Below are 22,393 nucleotides of genomic sequence, written 5' to 3' on the forward strand. Positions count from 1 at the left end.
CTACCACAAGATTGGATAATTTATTTCCTGGAAGTCCCAAAGCAGTAAAATATCTACATAACTTGTTGAAAACTTAAATAGGATTCCTTTAGTTTTAATGAAGTTTTATCTACATATTTATTTAGTAGTTGTAGTAATTTTGCTTGCGTCTTGTAAAGCAACAGAAATCTCATCTAAGTCACAACCTCATACTACTCAGGCAATCTCATCTCAAAAGATAGTGACTTTAGATAAAAACTTCAAGATAGCAATGGGTCAAACAATTTATGTTCCTGTCTACTCTCATATTTATCATCACAATCGACAGGAAATTTTTAATTTAGCGGCTACGCTCAGTATTCGCAATACAGATTTGGCAAATCCGCTGATCATTACTTCTGTGCGCTACTATGATTCAGATGGTAAATTAGTTAAGAACTATTTAGAGCAACCAATTCAACTTGATGCACTGGCTTCAACAGATTTTTTTATTAATAGAAATAACACCAGTGGGGGTTTAGGCGCAAACTTTATTGTCGAGTGGGTAGCCTCAACAGAAATATCTGAACCGATAGTAGAAGCGATCATGATTGGTACTGACTTTCAGCAAGGAATCTCTTTTACCAGTTCGGGTAAGGTCATTAAAAGTCAAAATTAATCATCATCTAGTTGAAGCAACTGTTCATCAATAGTTTGTATCCGCCCCCGCGCAATATCTTCGGCAAGAATTCGCTTTCGTATTGCTTCGTTGAGCGCTCCTTTTTCTGCAAGTAGTAAACGACGGCGAATAGTTTCTAATTTACTGCTATCATCTCTTTTCGCTCCTAACTCGTCTGGACGGCGATTATAAAATTCCCGCAATGCCTTTTCTGCTCCCGCGATTCGCACCTGATAAGCTGAACGCATCTCTTCATAGAGGGATTTTGGCAATACTCCTGACTTCAACAAGCTATCTAATTCATCTTGTGCTGCTTTACCTGTCATGAGTTGAGCTTGCATTTCTTCAACTTGGTGCTGTGCCTCTGAAAATTTAGATAACTTTAAGCGTTTTACTAGTCCAGGCAAACTTAAACCTTGCCCTACTAATGACACCAACACACAACCAAAGACTAAAGTAATCAGGAATTCTCGACCTGGCAGGGTACTGGGTAAGCTCAACACCAGAGCCATTGAAAGTGAACCTTTGATGTTGCCTAAAAAGAGTAAATGTTGCCAACGCAGAGGAATTGGGCGGTCAAACCAACGAATTGCTGTTAATAATGGATAGACTGTGAGAATTCTTCCTGCTTGGTAAACTAAAACGGCTAGTAAAATAGCAGGTAAAGTTTTCCACAGTGTGACTAGGTTTATTTCTACACCAATGAGGAGAAAAATAAAGGTGTTGACGGTAAAACTGGCATATTCCCAAAAACTAAATAAGGTAATGCGGCTGGAAGCAGAAGTATTGCGAGACAGTCCAAAATTTCCGAAAATTAATCCAGCTACTACTACGGCAACAGCGCCTGATACACCGAGAGATTGACCAACTTGAAAGGTTCCTAGTGCAACTGCGACAGTTAGTAAGAGACTGCCAAGGGGATCATCTAAACGGGAAAATATAGGTATGCTCAAGTAACCTAAGACTAAACCCACAAGGCAGCCCCCTACAGAGATAAATAGTACTTGTTGAATTCCTTCTAGTAAGGTCAGTGAACCTGTGGAATAGACTTGCAAAATCAGGTTAAATGAAACTAGGGCAGCGGCATCGTTAAAAAGGGTTTCTCCTTCAACGATCGCAGAAAGTCGAGAAGGTACTTGTATCTCTTTAAAGACGGCAATCATGGAAACTGTATCAGTGTTTGCTAGAATTACCCCTACAAATAAAGCAGGTATCCAAGTCAGTCCCAGTCCAAATTTCAACAGGACGGCAATGATAGCACTGGAAAGCACAGCCCCTGGGCCTGCCAAAAGGGCAATTGGTTTAAACGTGCTGCGTAACCGACTGATATCAGTATTGATACCAGCATCAAAGATGAGGATTGGTAGAAAAAGATTCAAAACTAAGGCGGGATCTAAACCTATAGGACGAGATAATAGCTCAGTAATTGGTAAACCTGCTAAGACTAAACCCGTGACATAAGGGATTCTCAATCGACGAGATACTAATGCTACACCAGTGGCAACTAGCAGGAGAATAATTGAAATTTTGACTAATTCGGTAATATTCATTTAAATTTTGAGAATTTATGGGAACTTTATTGACAGACGTTGCTAAAGCGGTGATTGGCACTCATATCATGTTCGACAAATTGGTTATGATCACCACATCTGTGCAAAAATTGGTAAACTCTTTAATGCTGAGTGATGTGTGAGATTTCTGACTGATGGCTAAAACCTGTGCAGCGACTACGGTTTTGTAACTCAGCAATCTTCATTGACTTTGGTTATTATAATTAACTTTATTTTTGTTATGACTACTGTGCAGAATGCTTTGCCTTTAATTCAGATTGCCCAAGAAACCCGTCAAGCAGCTAGTAAGCTGGGATTGCTTTCGACTGAGGACAAAAATCAGGCTATTGATGCGATCGCTCTGGCTTTAGAATCAGCTAGGGAGGAAATATTGTCTGCTAATGTGGCTGATTGTCAAGCTGCTGTAGCCGAAGGAATCGCTAAACCCCTTTATAAACGGTTGCAGTTGGATGAACATAAGTTACGAGATGCGATCGCTGGTGTGCGAGATGTGGGTAAATTAGAAGATCCTGTAGGTAAGGTGCAAATTCACCGCGAAATTGATTCTGGCTTAATTCTCAAACGCATTACTTGTCCTTTGGGTGTGTTAGGAATCATTTTTGAAGCCCGTCCCGAAGCGGCTATTCAAATTGTCTCTTTAGCAATTAAATCAGGTAACGGTGTCATTCTCAAAGGTGGCAAAGAAGCATTGCGTTCTTGTGCAGCAATTGTTAAAGCTATTAAACAAGGTTTATCTCACACCGCTGTTAATCCCGATGCCGTGCAATTGCTAACAACTAGAGAAGAAATATTAGAACTTTTAAAATTAGATAAATATGTAGATTTAATTATTCCCAGAGGTTCTAATTCTTTCGTTAGATTTGTCCAAGAAAATACCCGCATTCCTGTACTTGGTCATGCAGATGGAATTTGTCATCTTTATGTAGATCAAGCTGCGGATATTAATAAAGCAATTAATATTACTGTTGATTCTAAAACTCAATATCCCGCTGCTTGTAATGCCATTGAAACTTTATTAGTTCACAGCAGCATTGCTTCAGAATTTCTCCCTCAAGTTGCCGCAGATTTAGAAGCACACAATGTAGAATTAAGAGGTGATGAACGCACTTTGAAAATTTTACCGAATATTTCTATTGCTACAACCACAGATTGGGAAACAGAATACAGCGATTTGATTTTATCAATTAAAATTGTCGATTCCTTAGAAGATGCCATAACTCATATTGATAATTATGGTTCTCGGCACACAGAAGCAATTATTACCGAAGATATCAAAGCAGCAGAAACTTTCCAAGCCTTAGTAAATGCAGCGGGAGTTTATCACAATTGTTCCACTCGTTTTGCTGATGGTTTCCGTTATGGTTTTGGTGCAGAAGTGGGAATTAGCACTCAACAAATGCCACCTCGTGGACCAGTTGGTTTAGAAGGTTTAATAACATATAAATATAAAATGTCTGGTGATGGACATATTGTGGATAGTTACACCGGGGCAAATGCTAAATCATTTACTCATCGGGATTTGGAATAACATTACTTCTGGTTCTAGCTGGTTTGCGGTTTGAAAAAGATGTAATTCGACAACTATTTTGAGATGAAATTATGCAAGAATCTGTAATTTATCCAGATATTCTCCAAAAAGGAAAACGAGAAGGACTTCAAATCGGGAAACAAGAAGGAGAAGTGTTGTTAATCCTCCGTTTATTATCTCGTCGATGTGGTGTCTGAAATAGAACAGAGAATTAATCAGCTATCTACCGCTAAAATAGAAAGTTTAGCAGAAGCATTTTGATAGTTTATATTTCCTCCCTTTCTAATTTTAGGGGGGATATAAACTAAAATTTACACATTAACAAAGTTCATAACATAATCCCCCATACAATAAACGCGATTAAGATCGCTACTTTTGCTAGGCGGCGGTGGGTCATAGACAAACTGAGACTCAAGGAGGCCAGCAATTGCCAATTTTAGCGATCGCATCTCCTGATTTGACTAACGATCCGACTTGGCTAGTGATGCTACCTTTCAGATTATTTTGCTCAACTCGCAAGCTCGTAAGCCCCACCACGCTCCAGTGCTTGTTGGTACGCCGGACGTGTATGGATGCGATTCAAGAATGCCATAAGCTTTGGACGGCTCGCGTTCAGTCCAGCCCGTGCCACTGCCGCCTCTAGCGGGAAACTAATTTGAATATCGGCAGCGGTGAATTCGTTACCCGCGAACCAGGTGCTTTTTCCGAGTTCCATCTCCATATAATCCAGGTTTTGTGTAATATACGGTTCAATAAACGAGCTTTTGACGCGATTAGCGATTGATCGGGCGATCGGACGCGCGAAAAAGGGCATTGAACTCTTCTCAATTTCGTCGAAGATGAGCTTCAGGACTAGCGGTGGCATCGCAGAACCTTCTGCATAATGCAACCAGTAGGTGTAGCGCAGATGTTCTGGCGTGCCGGAAGCAGGAAGCAGTCGTCCGTTGCCATAGCGTTCGATTAGATACTCGATAATGGCACCGGATTCAGCCAATGTCAGTTCCCCGTCAGTAATCACAGGCGATTTGCCGAGAGGATGTACTTCACGCAGCGATGCTGGTGCCAACATGGTTTGTGGGTCTCGCTTGTAGCACTTGATTTCGTATGGGAGTTCAAGTTCCTCTAGCAGCCAGAGTACACGTTGGGAGCGAGAGTTGTTTAAGTGGTGGACGACTATCATTAGATTATGATCCTAGTAAGTGTTGTTGCCCATACATTCTTTATACAAGCATTCATAATTTTTTTTAAATTATGAAACAGTTTTTGTTGAATTTCAAAAATTTGTCCATATTATCGTCAAGTTTAGATTGCATCTAAGCTTGAGTTTTTTGCCGCACATTTAATAGTTACAAATTTTGCCCAATAGAACCTCTACCTTTTGAACGTTTTAGTGGAAGTTATACAATTCGTACACTATTTTTTCAAACTAATGCTTTTAGTAATGCTTGCAATTTAAGCTGCACCTCAGCAAATTCTTTATCAGGATCGGAACCGGCGACGATACCAGCACCTGCATATAGTCTAGCGCGATCGCCATCAATTAATGCCGAACGAATCCCCACAATAAACTCACAATTACCTGAACTATCTACCCAACCTAAAGGTGCTGCATATAAACCTCTTTCAAAACTTTCATAATTGCGAATTTCTGCACAAGCAACATCTCTAGCTGCACCTGCTACTGCTGGTGTAGGATGTAATTGCCCGACAATTTTTAAAGGGTGGACGTTAGCAGGAACTACAGCACTAATTGGTGTCCATAAATGCTGAATATTTGATAATTGTCGTAGACGTGGGGATAAAATTTGTGGAAACAAACCGAGTTGTGATAGACGTTGCGTAATAAAATCAAGTACTAGTTTATGTTCATGTTTTTCTTTGGTACTATTAATTAATCTATTCGCATTTTCTGCATCTTCTCTAGGAGTTTTACCTCTGGGTGCAGAACCTGCTAAAGCATCAGTAATTAATTGTTGATTTTGAATACTAATTAATCGTTCTGGACTTGCACCAATAAAATTTTGTCCTTTACCATTACTGGTGGAAAAAACATAACAATTAGGATGTAACTGTCGAAGATTATTTAAAGATTTAAATAAATTGAAAGGACGATATGATTTAACATCTAAGGCATCTGCTAAAACAATTTTGATTAAATGATTAGATTTGATTTTTTCTAAAGCTGATAATACTGAATATTTAAAGTTGTCTGAATTTATAATATTTTCTTTAATAAATTTAGCTGGAATGATTTCAATATTGGGTTTTGTTAAAGATTGAAGAGATTGAATTTTGGTTTTCAATTCCTGTAATATTGTTTGAATATTGATATCAGCATTAATTACACTATTCATTACTAAAACACAAGATTCATTTTTGACAGCAACTTGTAATTTAGGTAGAAAAATAGTAGCAGATGGAAAGGGGTAATTTACTTGATTATGCTGATCAAAGAAACTGAAGGAACAAAAAAAGTGGGAACCTGCAAAACCTTGAAAAATATTCCCAAAACTAATAATATTTTTCCGACAATTTTTGATAAAATCCTCGGCTTGATTAAATCTATCTGCACCAGAAATCTTTAATTTGGTTATCGAATCAATAGCTGTAATTGCTTCTCCTTTACTTTTATTTTCAAAGTAAAAATTTAATGTATTTGCTTGGGCAAATTTATCTAATACAATCAAAGGATCAATTAAGTCAATTTCTAGAGAAATACTTACAATTTGCTGGGTATGATTTTCGCAGCACTTTTCTTGAACTGCTAACAGCAATTGATGTAAATCTTTATAATCTACAAAAAAACGGCTACGACATGGTGAAATTGTCATGGAGTGTAAGTTAATTTTTTTTAAGTTATCTTCCTAAAGTGCAATAAATCATGGTCGTATTTCTATAGGTAACATATTCAGTGACCATTAACCAGCGTCATTTTAGGCTGTTTCTGGGGTTTTCCAGAACTTATCCTGTTTATGACTGCGAAATTGAAAGCCAAGTTTTATTACAGTGAGGTAAACCAGTGATCACAAAAGTAGCACTTTTTGGGAATTCACCAGCGTTAAATATCTCACAAAACTATAAAATCTAACTTATACCGTGTATAGCAGTTAAAAGGAGGCAAAAATTCAGGAGTTAGGAGAATTGTCAAATCAGGAATTAACAGATTCGAGATGTTAACAAAAATATCAAGCATAATACTCAAAGAAAGCGTGATTTCTTCTCAATTCTTTATTCTGTATCCTGAATCCTTACAAATGGAGTACAAGATTTAGCTATAAAGGTAAATACAAAGCTGGTGTTAGTGCTGTTCTCTATTCCCTGTTATAGGTCAATTTCTAGTAATTTAACGCATGAAGACTAATGACTCAAAATCAAATTTCAATTCCCAAAAATAAATTATGGCTGGCGGCAATTAAACCACCAATGTATAGTGTTGCTATTATGCCTATATGGGTGGGTTCTGCGGTAGCTTTTGCAGAAACTAAAGTTTTTAATGGAGTAATATTTGCGGTTTTTATGACTGCGGCAATTTTAATTTTGGCTTGGGAAAATATCAGTAATGATGTTTTTGATGCAGAAACAGGGATTGATCAAAATAAACATCACTCGCTGGTAAATTTGACTGGTGACAAGCAATTAATGTTTTGGTTAGGAAATTTGTGTTTGGGTTCGGGTTTGTTGGGGATAATTGCGATCGCACTCTTACAACAAGACCCGGCTGTAATTGCTATCATTCTGCTATGCTGTGCTTTGGGTTATATGTACCAAGGCCCTCCCTTTCGTCTAGGATACCAGGGTTTAGGTGAAATTCTCTGCTTTTTCGCCTTTGGCCCCCTGGGAATGACAGCAGCATACTACAGCCAAACTCAAACTTGGTCTATCACCAATTTAGCAGCTTCCGTGATTGTCGGCATTGTCACCAGCTTAGTTCTATTTTGTTCACACTTTCACCAAGTTAAGGATGACATAGCCGCCGGAAAAAAATCTCCTATTGTACGCTTAGGCACAGAAACAGGTGCAAAAGTATTAGTTTGGTTCACTGCTAGTATTTATCCCTTTACTATGCTGTTTGTGATCTTGAATATTTTCCCTATTTGGACATTACTAAGTTTCTTAAGTTTACCCTACGCCTACAAATTATGTCGTCACGTCTTAGAAAATCACAACCAACCTGATAAAGTCAATAATTGTAAATTTATCGCTGTTAAAGTTCATTTTCTAAGTTGCTTGTTTTTGGGTATAGGATTTGTAATTGGTTAATGAATTATCAATTTTCTTTCCGTCCCATTCGTCAAAAATTCACTCGTCCTATAGTTACTAGTCATGGGATTTGGGAAATACGCGAAAGCATGATTATCCGTCTTATTGATGTTAAAGGTACAGTTAGTTGGGGGGAAATTTCCCCTATTAGTTGGTTTGGTTCTGAAACCATAAAACAAGCTTTAGATTTTTGTAGCCAACTACCAACAGAAATTACACGAGAAATAATTTTTTCTATTCCCAATAACTTACCAGCTTGTCAATTTGGTTTTGAATCAGCACTAGAAAAATTAGAAAAAAATAATGAATTGACATCTATCGACAATCTCACCTATAGCGGCTTATTGCCAGCAGGAAAAGCAGCTTTAGATCAATGGCAAGGTTTATGGAAACAGGGATATAAAACATTTAAATGGAAAATTGGCGTTGATAAAATAGCTACAGAATTAAATGTTTTTAATTCACTAATTCAAAACTTACCCAATTCATTAAAACTGCGTTTGGATGCAAATGGTGGACTCAGCTATGAAGAAGCTAAATTATGGTTAAAAACTTGCGAAAACCTGCAAACTAAAATTGAATTTATAGAACAACCATTACCTATAAATCAATTTAGAGAAATGTTAGAATTAAGTAATTTATATTCTACTCAAATCGCTTTAGATGAATCCGTAGCTACCTTACAACAGTTAGAAGATTGTTATAAACAAAGTTGGCGAAGTATTTATGTGATTAAACCAGGTATAATTGGTTCACCATCACAGTTAAGAAAATTCTGCCAAGAATATGAAATTGATCTAGTTTTTTCATCAGTCTTGGAAACTGAAATTGGTAGACAAGCTGCACTGCAATTAGCAGCAGAATTATCTAAAAATAATCGCGCAGTAGGTTTTGGAATCAACCACTTTTTTACACAACAACCAGAAAACTGGCTTCAAAGTCTGTGGAACAACCTTTAGAATATTTACAAAAAATCAAAAATCATGATTGGCTAATTGGTTATGATAGCCAAGATTTCCAGCAAATAGCAACAGAATTATATTCAGAATTAACTCAATTATCAACAAAGAGTACACCACCAAAAATTATTCTAGCTGAACGTGAACCAGTGCGATTTTTAGCCAGTTTTATTGCCGCTTGTGCAGCCAAATGTCCAGTTTTTCTGTGTAATCCTGACTGGGGAAAAAATGAATGGGAACAAGTTATTGATTTAGTAAAACCGGATATAGTTTGGGGACTAGATAATATTAATTTACAACCACCAATTATCAATCACCAATCGCCAATCACCAATGCTATTATGATTCCTACTGGTGGTTCATCAGGAAAGATTAAATTTGCTATTCATACCTGGGAAACATTAACAGCATCTGTACAAGGATTTACAGAATATTTTCAGTTAAAAACAGTTAATTCTTTTTGTGTATTACCACTATATCATGTTAGTGGTTTAATGCAATTTATGCGAAGTTTTACCACAGGTGGTAAATTGGTTATTACTCCATTTAAAGAAGTTGAATTTTCGCAAATACCGAATATTAACCCAGCAGAATTTTTTATATCATTAGTTCCTACTCAATTACAACGTCTGCTGCAAAATCCCCAATTAACCCAGTGGCTAACTCAATATCATACAGTACTTTTAGGAGGTGCGCCAGCATGGGGTGAACTCTTAGAAAAAGCAAAGTTTCATCATATTAGATTAGCGCCTACCTATGGAATGACAGAAACAGCTTCTCAAATTGCCACACTTAAACCTGATGAATTTTTGAATGGTAAAACTAACAGTGGGAAAATTCTCCCCCATGCTAAAATAACAATTTCTAATCAAACAGGAAATATCAATATTCAAGCTAAATCTTTAGCTTTAGGTTACTATCCAGAACTTTGGAAAAATACAGATAATTTTGCAGTAGATGATATTGGTTTTTTAGATTCTCAAGGCTATTTACATATTATCGGACGTAGTAGCGATAAAATAATTACAGGTGGCGAAAACATTTACCCAGCAGAAATTGAATCAGCGATTAGAAAAACCAATATGGTTATTGATGTTTGTGTAATTGGTATACCTGATAAACATTGGGGACAAGTATTAACAGCTATTTATATTCCTAAAAACCCGAATACCTCTATTTTAGAAATTCAAACTCAACTCAAAAATCAACTTGGTAAATTCAAAATTCCTAAACATTGGATTTCCCTACCAAACTTACCCAGAAATGGACAAGGAAAAATTAACTGTCAACAACTCCAAAAAATTGCCGAGGATTTTCTGGCAAATAATAATTTGGCTTTACCTAGTTTGTAGTATAGCTTTTAAAGCTAAAATGCTTGAGATTTCCGTTTCAATTCCTATTAGGGATTATTTGAAATTTCAACCCTTGATCAGTTTGAAAAGCTATTGCATCACCTTCTGTTTCAATCCCTAATAGGGATTATTTGAAATTTCAACGAGCCTAGGAAGCTCCCTAGCGTTGCGCTGCTGCCGTTTCAATCCCTAATAGGGATTATTTGAAATTTCAACTTTGTATGCAATTGGAATTACGTGGGACGCAGAGTTTCAATCCCTAATAGGGATTATTTGAAATTTCAACCACTACTCCAAGTGAAAAACGGTTGATAGAGGCAGCGAGTTTCAATCCCTAATAGGGATTATTTGAAATTTCAACCATTGTCCGACAGCATCATAGCTTTATTGAAAGCGTGATTGTTTCAATCCCTAATAGGGATTATTTGAAATTTCAACTGAGACATGGTTTGTGAGAGAACTGGAATTAAATGTTTCAATCCCTAATAGGGATTATTTGAAATTTCAACATCAAAGAAGAAAACGGTAATGCAATCTTAATTGTCGTTTCAATCCCTAATAGGGATTATTTGAAATTTCAACTCATTAAAATTAGCTTGTCGTATTGACGATAACGACAACGTTTCAATCCCTAATAGGGATTATTTGAAATTTCAACGCTCTCTACTCTTACGCACTAGATAAGTCTCCAATGTTTCAATCCCTAATAGGGATTATTTGAAATTTCAACAAAAGGTAGTTCGTTTGTATCAGTAAATCGTGATGTTTCAATCCCTAATAGGGATTATTTGAAATTTCAACTATGGTATTAATCAATTATCGCTTGGGGAAAATCGGTTTCAATCCCTAATAGGGATTATTTGAAATTTCAACAATCTCTCAAAATCTGAACCATTAATATATTATTGTGTTTCAATCCCTAATAGGGATTATTTGAAATTTCAACCTGACCTTATCCCCACCAGTCAAGCTGAGGAAACGTTTCAATCCCTAATAGGGATTATTTGAAATTTCAACGTTCGGTCTGTTACTGCTGCTGGAGTTGTTCTAACGTTTCAATCCCTAATAGGGATTATTTGAAATTTCAACTCATTACAGTTGGCGGTTTTCTGGGGTTTGTATTGTTTCAATCCCTAATAGGGATTATTTGAAATTTCAACAGTCCCTCGTCTGACAACTTATCTAAATTTTTCGTTTCAATCCCTAATAGGGATTATTTGAAATTTCAACTTGGCTAAATCACCATCATCCACAGAGGCGATCGGTTTCAATCCCTAATAGGGATTATTTGAAATTTCAACCAGACTTCTGGCTATTTATCAGTCTGATATCATTGTTTCAATCCCTAATAGGGATTATTTGAAATTTCAACATAGAAAATCAAATCATATATGATTGATATTCCTTTATTGTTTCAATCCCTAATAGGGATTATTTGAAATTTCAACGTGGTAGGAATGGCCCCAAGAACCACACATTAAGTTTCAATCCCTAATAGGGATTATTTGAAATTTCAACAAGAAGATTTCGATAATGACGGGATTCCTGACTCTAGTGTTTCAATCCCTAATAGGGATTATTTGAAATTTCAACAGATTACATCATAAAGCGTAGGTGTTATGTATTTGTGTTTCAATCCCTAATAGGGATTATTTGAAATTTCAACCTGTCCTTCAGAAGATACGGGAATACGTTAGGGAGTTTCAATCCCTAATAGGGATTATTTGAAATTTCAACTTGTCAAGTATGGCTTTGAATCCATTCTCTAATCTGGTTTCAATCCCTAATAGGGATTATTTGAAATTTCAACCTATACGTGCTGCAAGTGCTGTATGTGTAGTATCAGATACTGTTTCAATCCCTAATAGGGATTATTTGAAATTTCAACCTATCTAGATAAACTTATTCTATCTCTATGGGAGTTTACAAGTTTCAATCCCTAATAGGGATTATTTGAAATTTCAACTCGATATCCAAATGCACGAATAAGACCACCTAACAGTTTCAATCCCTAATAGGGATTATTTGAAATTTCAACTTTTCTATGAGTTGCACGGTAAGCAGAACGACGAAGAGTTTCAATCCCTAATAGGGATTATTTGAAATTTCAACTTATCATTTAAAGCTTTTTGAATTGGTGACAAGTCCGGGATGTTTCAATCCCTAATAGGGATTATTTGAAATTTCAACCCTGAGGAAGTACAGCTAGAGGAACGCGCAGAATATGGTTTCAATCCCTAATAGGGATTATTTGAAATTTCAACATCAAAATGCTTATTTGCCTCTACAATCTTTTGGCGTGGGTTTCAATCCCTAATAGGGATTATTTGAAATTTCAACATCAAGTTTACAGCTTGTACAACGGGGCTGCTTCTGGTTTCAATCCCTAATAGGGATTATTTGAAATTTCAACAAAGCCTTTGTTTTTCAAAATCAGTATTAGAAAATTTATTTGTTTCAATCCCTAATAGGGATTATTTGAAATTTCAACTGGAAGTCTAGAAGGAAAAGTGAATATTTTAGAAAGGTTTCAATCCCTAATAGGGATTATTTGAAATTTCAACCTGATAGCTAATTCACTAGCACCATTAGCTATCTCAAGTTTCAATCCCTAATAGGGATTATTTGAAATTTCAACAGTGGGAGGCTGAAAACCTATATATATGTAGTTTTCAAGGTGCGGTTGCGCGAATGGTCTTATCATAGTCCATTTCAGAAATTCTGTCAAGGGTGAAAATAGCTGAAACCCTTGCTGTGTAAGGTGCGCGGATGCGTGAACCAAATAAAAGTATGGAAAAGCTTGCCTAGATGAGATTTCAGCCATTTTTTGCTGACTGAGATTTTTTACACCCACCCGCCCGCGCATGAGGCGAAGAAAACAGCAAGCGCCAAGGAAGTAAAAGGAGATGGTCAAATTATCTCTTCCCGTGACTTTCTTCTCTCTGCACCCTCTGCGTCTCTGCGGTTCGTTTCCAACCAAGAAATCATCTCATTTGGTAATTCTTGCTTAATTCTACTACTTGCATGAATACAAACGTGCCTAGTAATTGCCTTAGCAACTATTACCTCATCTACCGTAATTTCATAGGTAATCTCAAATTTGTCCATACCTATTTTTTGCGGTATTAAACTAATCATTAACTTATCACCGCAATACATTGGTCTCAAAAAATCTACATTTGCATGAACAATGGGAAAAGCGACAGCAGGATTAGTAAAAAAAGTTTTGATATTTATACCGCAGCTTCCTAGAGATTCTTCGTAAGCCTCATGACAGATACTTAAGGTATTAGCAAAATACACCACTCCTGCTGCATCAGTATCTTGAAATCTGATAGTTCTTTGATAGGTAAAAATCATTTAGTCAAAATTCCTCAATTAAAGACAAAAAGCAGGTATTTTACCTGCTCTATAAACTCATTTTAATGCCCGAACAAATATTAACGTCAGTTGATAGTTAGGTAACAGAGAACAATTACCAGCCATAACTAGATAACTCGCAACTTACTGGAGTTACTAACAATTTAAGGGGATATATATATCTTCAGAACTGGGGTTAAGATAAGGACGCTGGACATCAATTAAATGCTGGGCAAAATGTTGATCAATTATCCGCATTCTTTCCTCAATGGCATTTTTACCCTTATCCCAGGCTTCTAATAAAGCATTGGCAACGATTTGACAACGATTCATGCCAAAGCTCTCTTGTGCGGCAAATTTTTGGCTTGGTTCTTCTGCTAAACTGAGTCCTGGGGCTAAAAACTTGGTAAATAAGGGAATTTCTGGCTGAAAATAACATTGATGCTGTTTGTAAACAGGCTGAAGAATTTTATGAATGGCTGGATAATCTTGCCTTTGAAAGTGAAGTATACCAGCATCATAACGCCCATAAGCTGAGGGGTTATAAAGAACTTCAAAACTAAAAGGGATATTAGCGGTGTTTAATTGTTGGGTGAGGCTATCCATGAGTGCGATCGCACCTGATGGGGTAAAATTAAAATAAATTCGCCCTACTTCCACATCAGTCTTTGGTGTATCCTGGCGTTCCTGTCCCAAATTACTAACTGCCACATAACAGCCGTTTTGCAAGCGATTTTTAGGCATCCAAATAGCTATTAATTCACCTGGCTTGACTGACTTTTTACTAGATTGAAGATAGCATTCTGGCTCAACATACAAGGTCAAACCATTTTTAGTTACTGCCATACTACCATCAGGTTCTAGTCGCAAAACTTCCCAATTAGGATCATAATGACCATGACCATGATTGTTTTCGTGCAGTTGCTCGTAAAAGTCCCAATCAATTCCGAGGCTAGAGCTTGGCTCTAAAGTTTTTTGTGGTGAGTAGTTTTCATGATCACTATTTACTGCTAAAACAGTTTGGAGTGAACCATTATAATAAATACCATGCAAAAAATTCCGTAGTAGTAGAGACAGGTATTTATGTTGTAAATCTTGTGAATTTTGTTGAAATCTATTTGCTACTGTAGCTGGTAGAGCAAAAGGTTGATAATGAGGATGTTGAATACAAAAATTTGGCTCAATTTGGATATTGGTGGCAATATCAAATAAAGAATTCAAGATTTGATTGGTAGAATTATCTAACATTAATAAATTTGCACCTCCATATTTAAAATACTAAACTAAAATACTAGCCAAAATACTAACAACCTCGTAGGCGAGTTTTCTCGTAATAAATCCGTAGTAGTTGCTTTTCTTTCTCAGGTTTAGCTATGTTGTTTAATCCGCTTACAGACTGAAGAATCTCTGTTTCTGAACTTCCAAAAATAGTTAACATAGCTTGCTCAGGCATAGTTAAAAGACTTTTGGCTACTTCGAGCATACAAAGGTGAGTATTATCAAAGTATTTATGGCACAAAATTATGTTTTGAATTTGATGAGTTAGTGCCAAACCAGTAAACTGAATGACGCGGATTACAAAGTCTCGACGGTACTCCAAAATCATGGGAAAAGCATGGAGATAAGCACGGAGTAAAGCTGAGATTGAAGGTTGAATAACCTCCAGTGGTATCATTGCTAAATTGAGAGATTCTTCTAATTCTAAACTGGGGTCTACTACCAAACTTGAAAGCCAAATGTTGACATAGCTGGCTAATAAAGTTCCCAAATCAAAAGCGGGATCTCCCCAAGCACAAGCTTCCCAATCAATGAATTTTATTAAGCAATTATCTAGTTGTTGCCAACGGGAATGAATCAAAATATTGTTTAACTGTAAATCATTGTGAGTTAAGCAACAAGGTTTCCATTCATAGGACAAATCCGCAATTGCTGATTCTAAACTTTCGTAGCGCTGATAGAGAGTGTGAAATTTGAGTGCTTCAGTGGGAATATTGCCAAAAACATCTTGATTAATTGAACCTATTCCTTGAGCAGGGTTGTAAAAGTTATAGCGAAACTGTCCTTGAGGAGCAGTATCCATGAAATCACGATATTCTCGCCGTTGGCAAGTGGAACTGTGTAAACTCGCTAATGTATTACCAATGGCGGTGGCAATTTCTGTGGTAAAAGTACTGTTATTTTTGTAAAATTTACCCAGTTCCATATATTCACTTAGGTAACTACGGACAAGGATAGAATTATCTTCATCAAAATGTAGCAATGATGATGATATTGCCGCAATATTGCCAAGGACTGGAAACTGCTGAAGTAGTTGGTGAAACAACCATTCATTAAAAAAATCATGGGGACTGCTACCACAATTCTGGCGATTTTCTTGTTTAACCAGTAATTTACGATCATCTACTAGACTCACCAGTAAATTCCGATTATTTCTGCCGCTTTCTGGTAACTCAGATTCATATAATATGCCATCTCCTGAGCTACACAGACCTGCATTTTGCAGGTACTGGATAACATTTTGAGAAGACAGTGATAATATCATGTATTCTTTTCCTAGTTTCTTAAATTGCTGAGATAATTACTGAGATAAAGGTTGATTTAGCCTTAGCAGTATTCGGTAGATAGCAACAAGAGCGCAAACATTAATAACGATTGCTACTATATAGTGATATCTTATTTATGTTAGTAAAACCTGCCAAAATGGCAAAATACGCTTTATTTTTCCTTCAAAGTATACTGAGAACTCCATAAAATCTTTACATTATTGGGAATAATAACTCTAGTATATATAGAGTTATGTGGTTAAAGCTTGTTGATAGCAAAAATTACTAGCTAATCAATAATTACTAGATGATGCTGTTTGCGCTCAATAAGTTATTTATCTATACTTCTCGATATGTTATAAAAATAACGTGGTTAATTTATGATATAAATGTACTAGCCTAAGTTACTGGTGTCAAGGAGGGGATATGCTTACTTAAGCACTCATACGAATTATTAACCAAAAATTTGCCTCACCATTACTGCTAATGCCAGCATACCAAAAATAATCATTAATCCCGCAGGCATAAATTTACGTGTTTTAGCAAATCTGAAGGCAAATAATACTACTAAGATGGCAGTAACTAAAGTCGCTAAAGTTAAACCCCAGGTTTGCCCCTGAAGCTGGTAATAACCAGCAAAAATCAGCAACAAACCGCTAATACTACCACTGAGTAAAGAAATTTTGCTCTTAACTTGAATATAGCCAATGATTCCACCTACTAGTGCTAAAACGCCATAACCAAAAGTGGCAAGTATACTTAAATTCATTGTTACAACCTATGTAGATTTGAATTTTACTTTCCTGATCAGCAGACAATTACAGTTGATTAATGGATAATCGAGCGATGTCTACGCCAAATACTTCGTCTTATACCCAAGTTCAATTCCTTCAACGCCAAGCTGCGTCTCTTTTACTGTACCAATCTGTCCTGAAAGGCGAAGTAGCGATCGCATTTCTTGATCTGTTGCAAGCTATAAGATACACTGATGCCGACGGGCGCGACTGTCTCCAAGCTTACGGTAATTATTTTCAAGCTTTGGCTGCCAGCAAACAAACCTGGGAAGAATACCTAATTAGTCAAATTCTGATCGCTGACAATCCTTTTACCAGACTAGCTCAACAACGAGATTTTACTGATTTACCACCGGCTTTAGTCGCAGCAGCCCGTCATGACTTACAAGTATTACAAAATTTACATGAATGTAACAGCGCTATTTTAAGCGAATGGGTGCAAGTTGTCGCTCATTTGCCAGTTTCCCCGGTGGTGTGGTATCAAGAAGCAGAAAAAGTAAAAATTGATACTGATTTAGTTACCTCTATTCCACAGTTGGAAATTTGGGCTGATGCTGTAGAAGATTTAGCAGCTTATTATCAGCAACATGGAACTGGTCTATTTGCAGAATATCGCGCTTTTAGTTGGCAAAATGGATATTTTGTTGCTATCCCTTATCCTGACCCCGTGCAGCTCAATACACTGGTAGGTTATGAGTGGCAAAAAGATACTCTGTTAAAAAATACAAAATTTTTATTGTCAGGACAACCCGCACTGCACGTATTACTTTACGGTAGTCGTGGTTCTGGCAAGTCTTCTTTAGTCAAATCCCTTTTAAATGAATGTAATCATCACAATCTACGCTTAATAGAAGTAGCAAAGTCAGAACTGCAAGATTTACCAAAAATTGTCGAACAATTACGGGGAGTACCGCAGAAATTTATTATTTTTGTGGATGATCTTTCCTTTGAAGAAGATGATGATGCCTTTAAATCATTAAAAGTAGTTTTAGAAGGTAGTTTAACCGCTAGACCTCAAAATATAGTTGTTTATGCTACCTCAAACCGTCGTCACCTCATTCGTGAGTATTTTAGTGATAGACCGACTCCCAAGGACAATGAGGAAGTCCATGCTTGGGATACAATGCAGGAAAAGCTGTCCTTTAGCGATCGCTTTGGTATAACGTTAACCTTTGAACCAGCAGATCAAAAAACATATTTAAACATTGTCAACCATTTAGCAGCACAAGTTGGTATTAATCTTAATCAAGAAGACTTAGAATATAAAGCTTTACAATGGGCAACTCGCCATAATGGTCGTTCTGGCAGAACAGCACAACAATTTATTGACTTCTTGAAATCAGACTTAGCTTTGTTTAATGGCAATAATAACAGACTATAATTGACTTACTTCATGACTTTTTATCTCTTAATAGAATCACAGTTATATATTCAAAACATTGTGAAAAATAATGACATTAATAACTACTAACTCCGACAACTTTACTACGCTCAAAACAAGCAAGATGCACTCAGCAATAATCAGCAATAGATTGATTTTAGGCATATCTGCCTTTAGTGTAAGTTTTGGCTTAAGTCTCGTCCCCAATTGGGATTTTAATAAAGCTTTTTTCACAGCCTTAATCACCGTCTTAGCTACCTATTCAGCCGCACTATTTGTTGACAAACGACGTAGAAATTATGAAATGCTAATTTTAAGTTCTCTCCATAAACGAATCAGAGAACTTGAAGGACTAAAGTATCGAATTGTCAGAGAAATAAAACAAATAGATGAACATCGTAACATTCTCTACACAGAATCACAGCATCTACAAAATCAAATAGCAGAAAGCCGCAATCAAAGAGATATCATCCATCGAGAATTAGGTAGTTATGCTGGGCAAAAAAAACAATTAGAATCAGAAATTAACACTCTCCAAAATGAAATTCATTATCTAAAAAGTAGCGCAGAAGAACTTGATCAAACCTGCTCCCATCTCACAGCCGAAAAACGCCGTCTAGAACTAAACTCTAATGTATCGCGTTCAGAACTTACCCAACTGCAAAGTCAAATTGAAGCTTTCAAACAAGAAAAACAGGAAATAGAAAGTAATTTAACCCTCGTCAATAGACTTAAACCCCAACTAGAAGAAAAATTATATGAACTGCGAACAGAGATTCAAGAATTAGAAATTAAAATATCTCAGCGCAATAACTTACTCATAGATACAACAACTGCTAGAGAAATTGTAGCAAATAATCTGGCTAATTTACAAATACAAACCCAAACACAACAGGCAGAAATTAATCAATTACAAAATCAAATTGCATTATTGCAAGATGAGCGCGACTTGTTGCAAAATCAAGTTTGGGAATTACTTCAAAACATGGAGACACTCAATCCAGAAACATTATCTGAAAATATTCAAGAAAATGAGATTGAATTATTTCCTTTTGATGAATTACTAGAAACCATAGATTCTCAACCACAAACTTCAAATTTACCACCAGAATGGAGTCATTTTCTAGAAAATCTGCCAACCTATGAAATTCAAGTATTAAAAGCCATCGTCGAGGAAGATAACCCCAAAGCCATCATTAAACAAATTGCCGAAGAACATATCACAATGCCGAATCTATTAATTGATTCCATCAATGAAATTGCCAATAATACCCTGGGTGAACTAATTATCGAAACAGGTGAAGAAATTCCCGAAATTTATCAAGAACATCTGTTGAATGTCAAAAAAATGATAGCAATTTATGAACAATTAATCACTAAATCAATATCACCTAATTAAATAATTTTTTCATTTAAAATCAACTACATGACAAAGCTTAAAATCTCTAAAAAAATATCTACTGCTTTAATTAATTCTCTAGGTGCGGGAGTAGTCCCTAGAGTAGGAATTGAGCATATAGCAGTAGGCCGAGAAAAAGAACTCAATAGCCTATTACAAAATCTCAACGATATTGGCGAAGGTGTAGCCGCATTTCGATTTATAATTGGTAACTACGGTGCTGGTAAAAGCTTCATGCTACAAATGATTCGTAACCGCGCCATGGAGCAAGGATTTGTCGTTGCTGATGCTGATTTATCCTCTGAACGTAGACTAGCAGGAAGTCACAATGAAGGTTTAGCAACCTATCGAGAATTGATGAGTCGTCTAGCTACAAAAACCCGTCCTGATGGTGGTGCGTTAGTTTCTATTTTGGAAGGATGGATTAATAAAATTCAGCAAGAAGTAGCTAAAGAAACAGGAACGCGTCCCAATGATGAAGGATTTGATGAGCAAGTAGAAACAAAAATTCGGGAAGTAGTTCATTACATTGAAGACTTAGTTCACGGCTTTGATTTTGGTAGCGTAATTATTGCTTATTGGCGTAGTTATCGCTTAGATGATGATGATTTAAAAAATGCCTCTCTGCGCTGGTTACGGGGAGAATTTAACACTAAAACCGAAGCTAAAGCAGCTTTAGGAGTACGTGTCATTATTGATGATGATACTTGGTTTGATTATATTAAATTACTGGCTAAATTTGTAGCTGAGATAGGTTACAAAGGACTTTTTATTTTAGTAGATGAAGCTGTAAATTTATATCAAATATCCACTACAGTTACTCGTGAGAAAAACTATAACAGACTTTTAGCCATGTTTAACGACACCATGCAATGTAAAGCTGAAAATCTTGGTATCGTCATTGGTGGAACAACCAAATTTTTAGAGGACCCAAATCGGGGACTATTTGCAGACCAAGCTTGGCGCAGACGCACAAAAGAAAGTCGATTTGTTACCCAAGCTAATGTACAAGAATATTTAGGGCCAGTTATTCGTCTCAATCCTTTAACTGAAACAGAAATACTCACACTTTTGCAACGTTTAACAGAGATTCATGCTCTTAATTTTGGATATGAAGAAAACTTGACAAATCGTGAATTAAAGGAATTTATTCAAGAAATAATTACTCGCTTAGGTGCGGAAGCTTTACTCACGCCGGGAGAAATTATTCGTGATTTTATTAGTGTATTAAATGTTCTTTATCAAAACCCAGAAATTAAGTTTACTGAATTGATTCATGGAGCTAATTTTAAGCCTACTGCTGCGGGTAAAGATGCTAATTTAGGAGAAGATGCAGCAGAATTTAGTTTGTGATTAGTTTAAGGTTTATTTCCCCACTTGTGTGTACACCGTAGCTGCCTCTGCTTCCCTCAAAAAACGCTCCCACTTAGAGACGCGAATTGAATTCTCTCGTGTCACTGTTTTCTCTTCTTGAGACTCCAAAAAGTTTTCTGCACCACTAAGGTTTGGGAATTGCTATAATTATTTTTAATGTTCCCGAATCCAGATAGCTAAACCTCCACCACGTCCACGGGCAGCAATAAAATCCGCTGTAACTAAAAAGAAGGCAAAAAATGGTAATTTAGCTATAGATTGGTTGTAAAAATCGTCTAATTGGTCTTTACCAGAACGAATTGGTTGATTGTAAAGAAGATGATTAAATAAACTAATTTTCATCTGGGTAAAGTCAAATGCTAATAAATTCTTTTTACCTAAATATTGTGATGGGCCTGTCAGCTTTAATAAAATTGAGCCTAATTGCACTTGATTATAAATTTCGCCTCTACCTAAAACCTGTTCCTGAGTATTACTAAAAGCAAGATGAATTTTTACCAATTTAGGTACATAAAAACCCTTACCTAATATAATTCCCCCACGCTTTCTAATCTTTTTAGTACCAGTAGCAAAGCATAACCGCCATTTACCAATCAGAGAATCAAAAGTGTAATTTAATCTTTCTTGTTTGGCAGCTTTTTCAGCTTGTAGCAACGCATTCACTACTACCTCAGCCATAGGGGGTTTGTTTCCCTTTCGATATGCAGCAGCAGTCTGGAAGAGAATGCTGGTAAAATCAGATGTAATACTAGATGTCAAGTCAGCCGTCATAAGAACATTGTGGATTTAGAGTTTTATCTGCTTTACTCACCATTTTGACAGATTCATGACTACATTTAATTGGAGATATCTAATACAGCAGAATTAAGGAGTCAGGAATAAAACTGGCTTAGTATCTGGCTTTGAATTTAGATTCTGTACCTCATTAGTCCGCAATTCGCTATATCTTTTGCAGGTTCGTCAGATATCATCATTTTGTTGATAATAACTTATAGGTCGCACCCTACAAAGCAAGCCGGTTGCGTAAGTACTGAGATTCTAACGCAATACTTACCACGCAAAGAACCCATTGTATAAAACCAATAAAACATCGAAAATGTTGGGTTTCGTGCCTCAACCCAACCTACGTATTTTCGTTTTTTAGCCTTAACTATGAACCGTTTGCAGTATATGAGGGTGTTTGAAAAGTTTCGGGTGGTGATTTTAGACACTCAAGTCAAAGTCCTCCTTTCTAA

At 36.4% G+C, this 22,393-nt stretch carries 18 protein-coding genes and 1 CRISPR repeat array; of the genes, 10 read left to right on the forward strand and 8 right to left on the reverse strand.

Going from position 1 to position 22,393, the window contains the following annotated elements; all coding sequences use genetic code 11:
• Positions 1-97: 97 nt before the first annotated feature.
• The gene (locus ACOWPH_RS16085; RefSeq protein WP_015216386.1) at positions 98-637 is read left to right on the forward strand and encodes a DUF3124 domain-containing protein; all 540 of its coding nucleotides are present in this window, start codon (positions 98-100) and stop codon (positions 635-637) included.
• Here the strand turns inward: ACOWPH_RS16085 and ACOWPH_RS16090 are convergent.
• Entirely contained in the window at positions 634-2,187 is a 1,554-nt protein-coding gene (locus ACOWPH_RS16090; protein WP_015216387.1) for a cation:proton antiporter, read from the reverse strand. The two genes, ACOWPH_RS16085 and ACOWPH_RS16090, sit on opposite strands and share 4 nt — an antisense overlap.
• 17 nt (positions 2,188-2,204) lie before the next feature.
• Between ACOWPH_RS16090 and ACOWPH_RS16095 the strand changes: the two genes are divergently transcribed.
• The 3 genes from ACOWPH_RS16095 (at position 2,205) to ACOWPH_RS16105 (ending at position 3,933) form a co-directional block, all read left to right on the forward strand.
• The gene (locus ACOWPH_RS16095) at positions 2,205-2,330 is read left to right on the forward strand and encodes a hypothetical protein (RefSeq protein WP_015216388.1); all 126 of its coding nucleotides are present in this window, start codon (positions 2,205-2,207) and stop codon (positions 2,328-2,330) included.
• A 98-nt stretch (positions 2,331-2,428) separates the two neighbouring features.
• Positions 2,429-3,736, forward strand: coding sequence for a glutamate-5-semialdehyde dehydrogenase (locus ACOWPH_RS16100; RefSeq protein WP_015216389.1), 1,308 nt, complete (start codon positions 2,429-2,431; stop codon positions 3,734-3,736).
• Between the two features lie 71 nt (positions 3,737-3,807).
• The gene (locus ACOWPH_RS16105; RefSeq protein WP_277882371.1) at positions 3,808-3,933 is read left to right on the forward strand and encodes a hypothetical protein; all 126 of its coding nucleotides are present in this window, start codon (positions 3,808-3,810) and stop codon (positions 3,931-3,933) included.
• Positions 3,934-4,244: 311 nt separating this feature from the next.
• Here ACOWPH_RS16105 and ACOWPH_RS16110 read toward each other — a convergent pair whose 3' ends face one another.
• Positions 4,245-4,916, reverse strand: coding sequence for a glutathione S-transferase (locus tag ACOWPH_RS16110; protein WP_015216390.1), 672 nt, complete (start codon positions 4,914-4,916; stop codon positions 4,245-4,247).
• 241 nt (positions 4,917-5,157) lie between these two features.
• Positions 5,158-6,567, reverse strand: coding sequence for an isochorismate synthase (locus ACOWPH_RS16115; RefSeq protein WP_015216391.1), 1,410 nt, complete (start codon positions 6,565-6,567; stop codon positions 5,158-5,160).
• A 529-nt stretch (positions 6,568-7,096) separates the two neighbouring features.
• Here ACOWPH_RS16115 and menA point away from each other — a divergent pair.
• Genes menA through ACOWPH_RS16130 form a run of 3 tightly spaced genes read left to right on the forward strand, consistent with a single transcriptional unit; the run spans position 7,097 to position 10,307 of the window.
• Entirely contained in the window at positions 7,097-7,996 is a 900-nt protein-coding gene (gene menA / locus ACOWPH_RS16120) for a 2-carboxy-1,4-naphthoquinone phytyltransferase (RefSeq protein WP_015216392.1), read from the forward strand.
• Positions 7,996-8,955: an o-succinylbenzoate synthase gene (locus tag ACOWPH_RS16125; protein WP_015216393.1), complete on the forward strand. Its 960-nt coding sequence runs from the start codon at positions 7,996-7,998 to the stop codon at positions 8,953-8,955. The genes menA and ACOWPH_RS16125 overlap by 1 nt, the downstream gene beginning before the upstream one ends.
• Complete coding sequence (locus ACOWPH_RS16130; protein ID WP_015216394.1) at positions 8,940-10,307, forward strand: 2-succinylbenzoate--CoA ligase; 1,368 nt, start codon at positions 8,940-8,942, stop codon at positions 10,305-10,307. The genes ACOWPH_RS16125 and ACOWPH_RS16130 overlap by 16 nt, the downstream gene beginning before the upstream one ends.
• 34 nt (positions 10,308-10,341) lie before the next feature.
• Positions 10,342-12,945: direct repeats of the CRISPR family, unit length 37 nt; unit sequence GTTTCAATCCCTAATAGGGATTATTTGAAATTTCAAC.
• Between the two features lie 272 nt (positions 12,946-13,217).
• Here ACOWPH_RS16130 and ACOWPH_RS16135 read toward each other — a convergent pair.
• The 4 genes from ACOWPH_RS16135 to ACOWPH_RS16150 all read right to left on the reverse strand — a co-directional run bounded on the left by ACOWPH_RS16135 (position 13,218) and on the right by ACOWPH_RS16150 (position 16,979).
• Positions 13,218-13,667, reverse strand: a complete 450-nt coding sequence (locus ACOWPH_RS16135) for an acyl-CoA thioesterase (protein WP_015216395.1) — start codon at positions 13,665-13,667, stop codon at positions 13,218-13,220.
• A 156-nt stretch (positions 13,668-13,823) separates the two neighbouring features.
• Entirely contained in the window at positions 13,824-14,915 is a 1,092-nt protein-coding gene (locus ACOWPH_RS16140) for a T3SS effector HopA1 family protein (RefSeq protein WP_015216396.1), read from the reverse strand.
• A 55-nt stretch (positions 14,916-14,970) separates the two neighbouring features.
• A complete protein-coding gene (locus ACOWPH_RS16145; protein ID WP_015216397.1) occupies positions 14,971-16,209 on the reverse strand; it encodes an aminoglycoside phosphotransferase family protein in 1,239 nt (412 codons plus the stop codon).
• 455 nt (positions 16,210-16,664) lie between these two features.
• Positions 16,665-16,979, reverse strand: a complete 315-nt coding sequence (locus ACOWPH_RS16150) for a TMEM14 family protein (RefSeq protein WP_015216398.1) — start codon at positions 16,977-16,979, stop codon at positions 16,665-16,667.
• Between the two features lie 77 nt (positions 16,980-17,056).
• Between ACOWPH_RS16150 and ACOWPH_RS16155 the strand changes: the two genes are divergently transcribed.
• From ACOWPH_RS16155 to ACOWPH_RS16165, 3 genes are all read left to right on the forward strand, one after another.
• The gene (locus tag ACOWPH_RS16155) at positions 17,057-18,385 is read left to right on the forward strand and encodes an ATP-binding protein (protein ID WP_015216399.1); all 1,329 of its coding nucleotides are present in this window, start codon (positions 17,057-17,059) and stop codon (positions 18,383-18,385) included.
• Positions 18,386-18,455: 70 nt separating this feature from the next.
• Positions 18,456-19,784 carry a tellurite resistance TerB C-terminal domain-containing protein gene (locus tag ACOWPH_RS16160; RefSeq protein WP_015216400.1) on the forward strand — a complete coding sequence of 443 codons (1,329 nt, stop codon included), beginning with the start codon at positions 18,456-18,458 and terminating at the stop codon, positions 19,782-19,784.
• A gap of 27 nt (positions 19,785-19,811) precedes the next feature.
• Complete coding sequence (locus ACOWPH_RS16165; RefSeq protein ID WP_015216401.1) at positions 19,812-21,137, forward strand: ATP-binding protein; 1,326 nt, start codon at positions 19,812-19,814, stop codon at positions 21,135-21,137.
• Positions 21,138-21,311: 174 nt separating this feature from the next.
• Here the strand turns inward: ACOWPH_RS16165 and ACOWPH_RS16170 are convergent, their stop codons facing one another.
• Positions 21,312-21,929, reverse strand: a complete 618-nt coding sequence (locus ACOWPH_RS16170; RefSeq protein ID WP_015216402.1) for a hypothetical protein — start codon at positions 21,927-21,929, stop codon at positions 21,312-21,314.
• Positions 21,930-22,393: the final 464 nt, after the last annotated feature.

The organism is Anabaena sp. PCC 7938 (assembly GCF_049315035.1).
GTDB lineage: Bacteria > Cyanobacteriota > Cyanobacteriia > Cyanobacteriales > Nostocaceae > Anabaena > Anabaena cylindrica.

What these genes read in the sequence shown, in the direction of transcription:
- ACOWPH_RS16085 (WP_015216386.1), top strand. Translation starts at nt 98, where the DNA reads ATGAAGTTTTATCTACATATTTATTTAGTAGTTGTAGTAATTTTGCTT.
- ACOWPH_RS16090 (WP_015216387.1), bottom strand. Translation starts at nt 2,187, where the DNA reads ATGAATATTACCGAATTAGTCAAAATTTCAATTATTCTCCTGCTAGTT.
- ACOWPH_RS16095 (WP_015216388.1), top strand. Translation starts at nt 2,205, where the DNA reads ATGGGAACTTTATTGACAGACGTTGCTAAAGCGGTGATTGGCACTCAT.
- ACOWPH_RS16100 (WP_015216389.1), top strand. Translation starts at nt 2,429, where the DNA reads ATGACTACTGTGCAGAATGCTTTGCCTTTAATTCAGATTGCCCAAGAA.
- ACOWPH_RS16105 (WP_277882371.1), top strand. Translation starts at nt 3,808, where the DNA reads ATGCAAGAATCTGTAATTTATCCAGATATTCTCCAAAAAGGAAAACGA.
- ACOWPH_RS16110 (WP_015216390.1), bottom strand. Translation starts at nt 4,916, where the DNA reads ATGATAGTCGTCCACCACTTAAACAACTCTCGCTCCCAACGTGTACTC.
- ACOWPH_RS16115 (WP_015216391.1), bottom strand. Translation starts at nt 6,567, where the DNA reads ATGACAATTTCACCATGTCGTAGCCGTTTTTTTGTAGATTATAAAGAT.
- menA (WP_015216392.1), top strand. Translation starts at nt 7,097, where the DNA reads ATGACTCAAAATCAAATTTCAATTCCCAAAAATAAATTATGGCTGGCG.
- ACOWPH_RS16125 (WP_015216393.1), top strand. Translation starts at nt 7,996, where the DNA reads ATGAATTATCAATTTTCTTTCCGTCCCATTCGTCAAAAATTCACTCGT.
- ACOWPH_RS16135 (WP_015216395.1), bottom strand. Translation starts at nt 13,667, where the DNA reads ATGATTTTTACCTATCAAAGAACTATCAGATTTCAAGATACTGATGCA.
- ACOWPH_RS16140 (WP_015216396.1), bottom strand. Translation starts at nt 14,915, where the DNA reads ATGTTAGATAATTCTACCAATCAAATCTTGAATTCTTTATTTGATATT.
- ACOWPH_RS16145 (WP_015216397.1), bottom strand. Translation starts at nt 16,209, where the DNA reads ATGATATTATCACTGTCTTCTCAAAATGTTATCCAGTACCTGCAAAAT.
- ACOWPH_RS16150 (WP_015216398.1), bottom strand. Translation starts at nt 16,979, where the DNA reads ATGAATTTAAGTATACTTGCCACTTTTGGTTATGGCGTTTTAGCACTA.
- ACOWPH_RS16155 (WP_015216399.1), top strand. Translation starts at nt 17,057, where the DNA reads ATGTCTACGCCAAATACTTCGTCTTATACCCAAGTTCAATTCCTTCAA.
- ACOWPH_RS16160 (WP_015216400.1), top strand. Translation starts at nt 18,456, where the DNA reads ATGACATTAATAACTACTAACTCCGACAACTTTACTACGCTCAAAACA.
- ACOWPH_RS16165 (WP_015216401.1), top strand. Translation starts at nt 19,812, where the DNA reads ATGACAAAGCTTAAAATCTCTAAAAAAATATCTACTGCTTTAATTAAT.
- ACOWPH_RS16170 (WP_015216402.1), bottom strand. Translation starts at nt 21,929, where the DNA reads ATGACGGCTGACTTGACATCTAGTATTACATCTGATTTTACCAGCATT.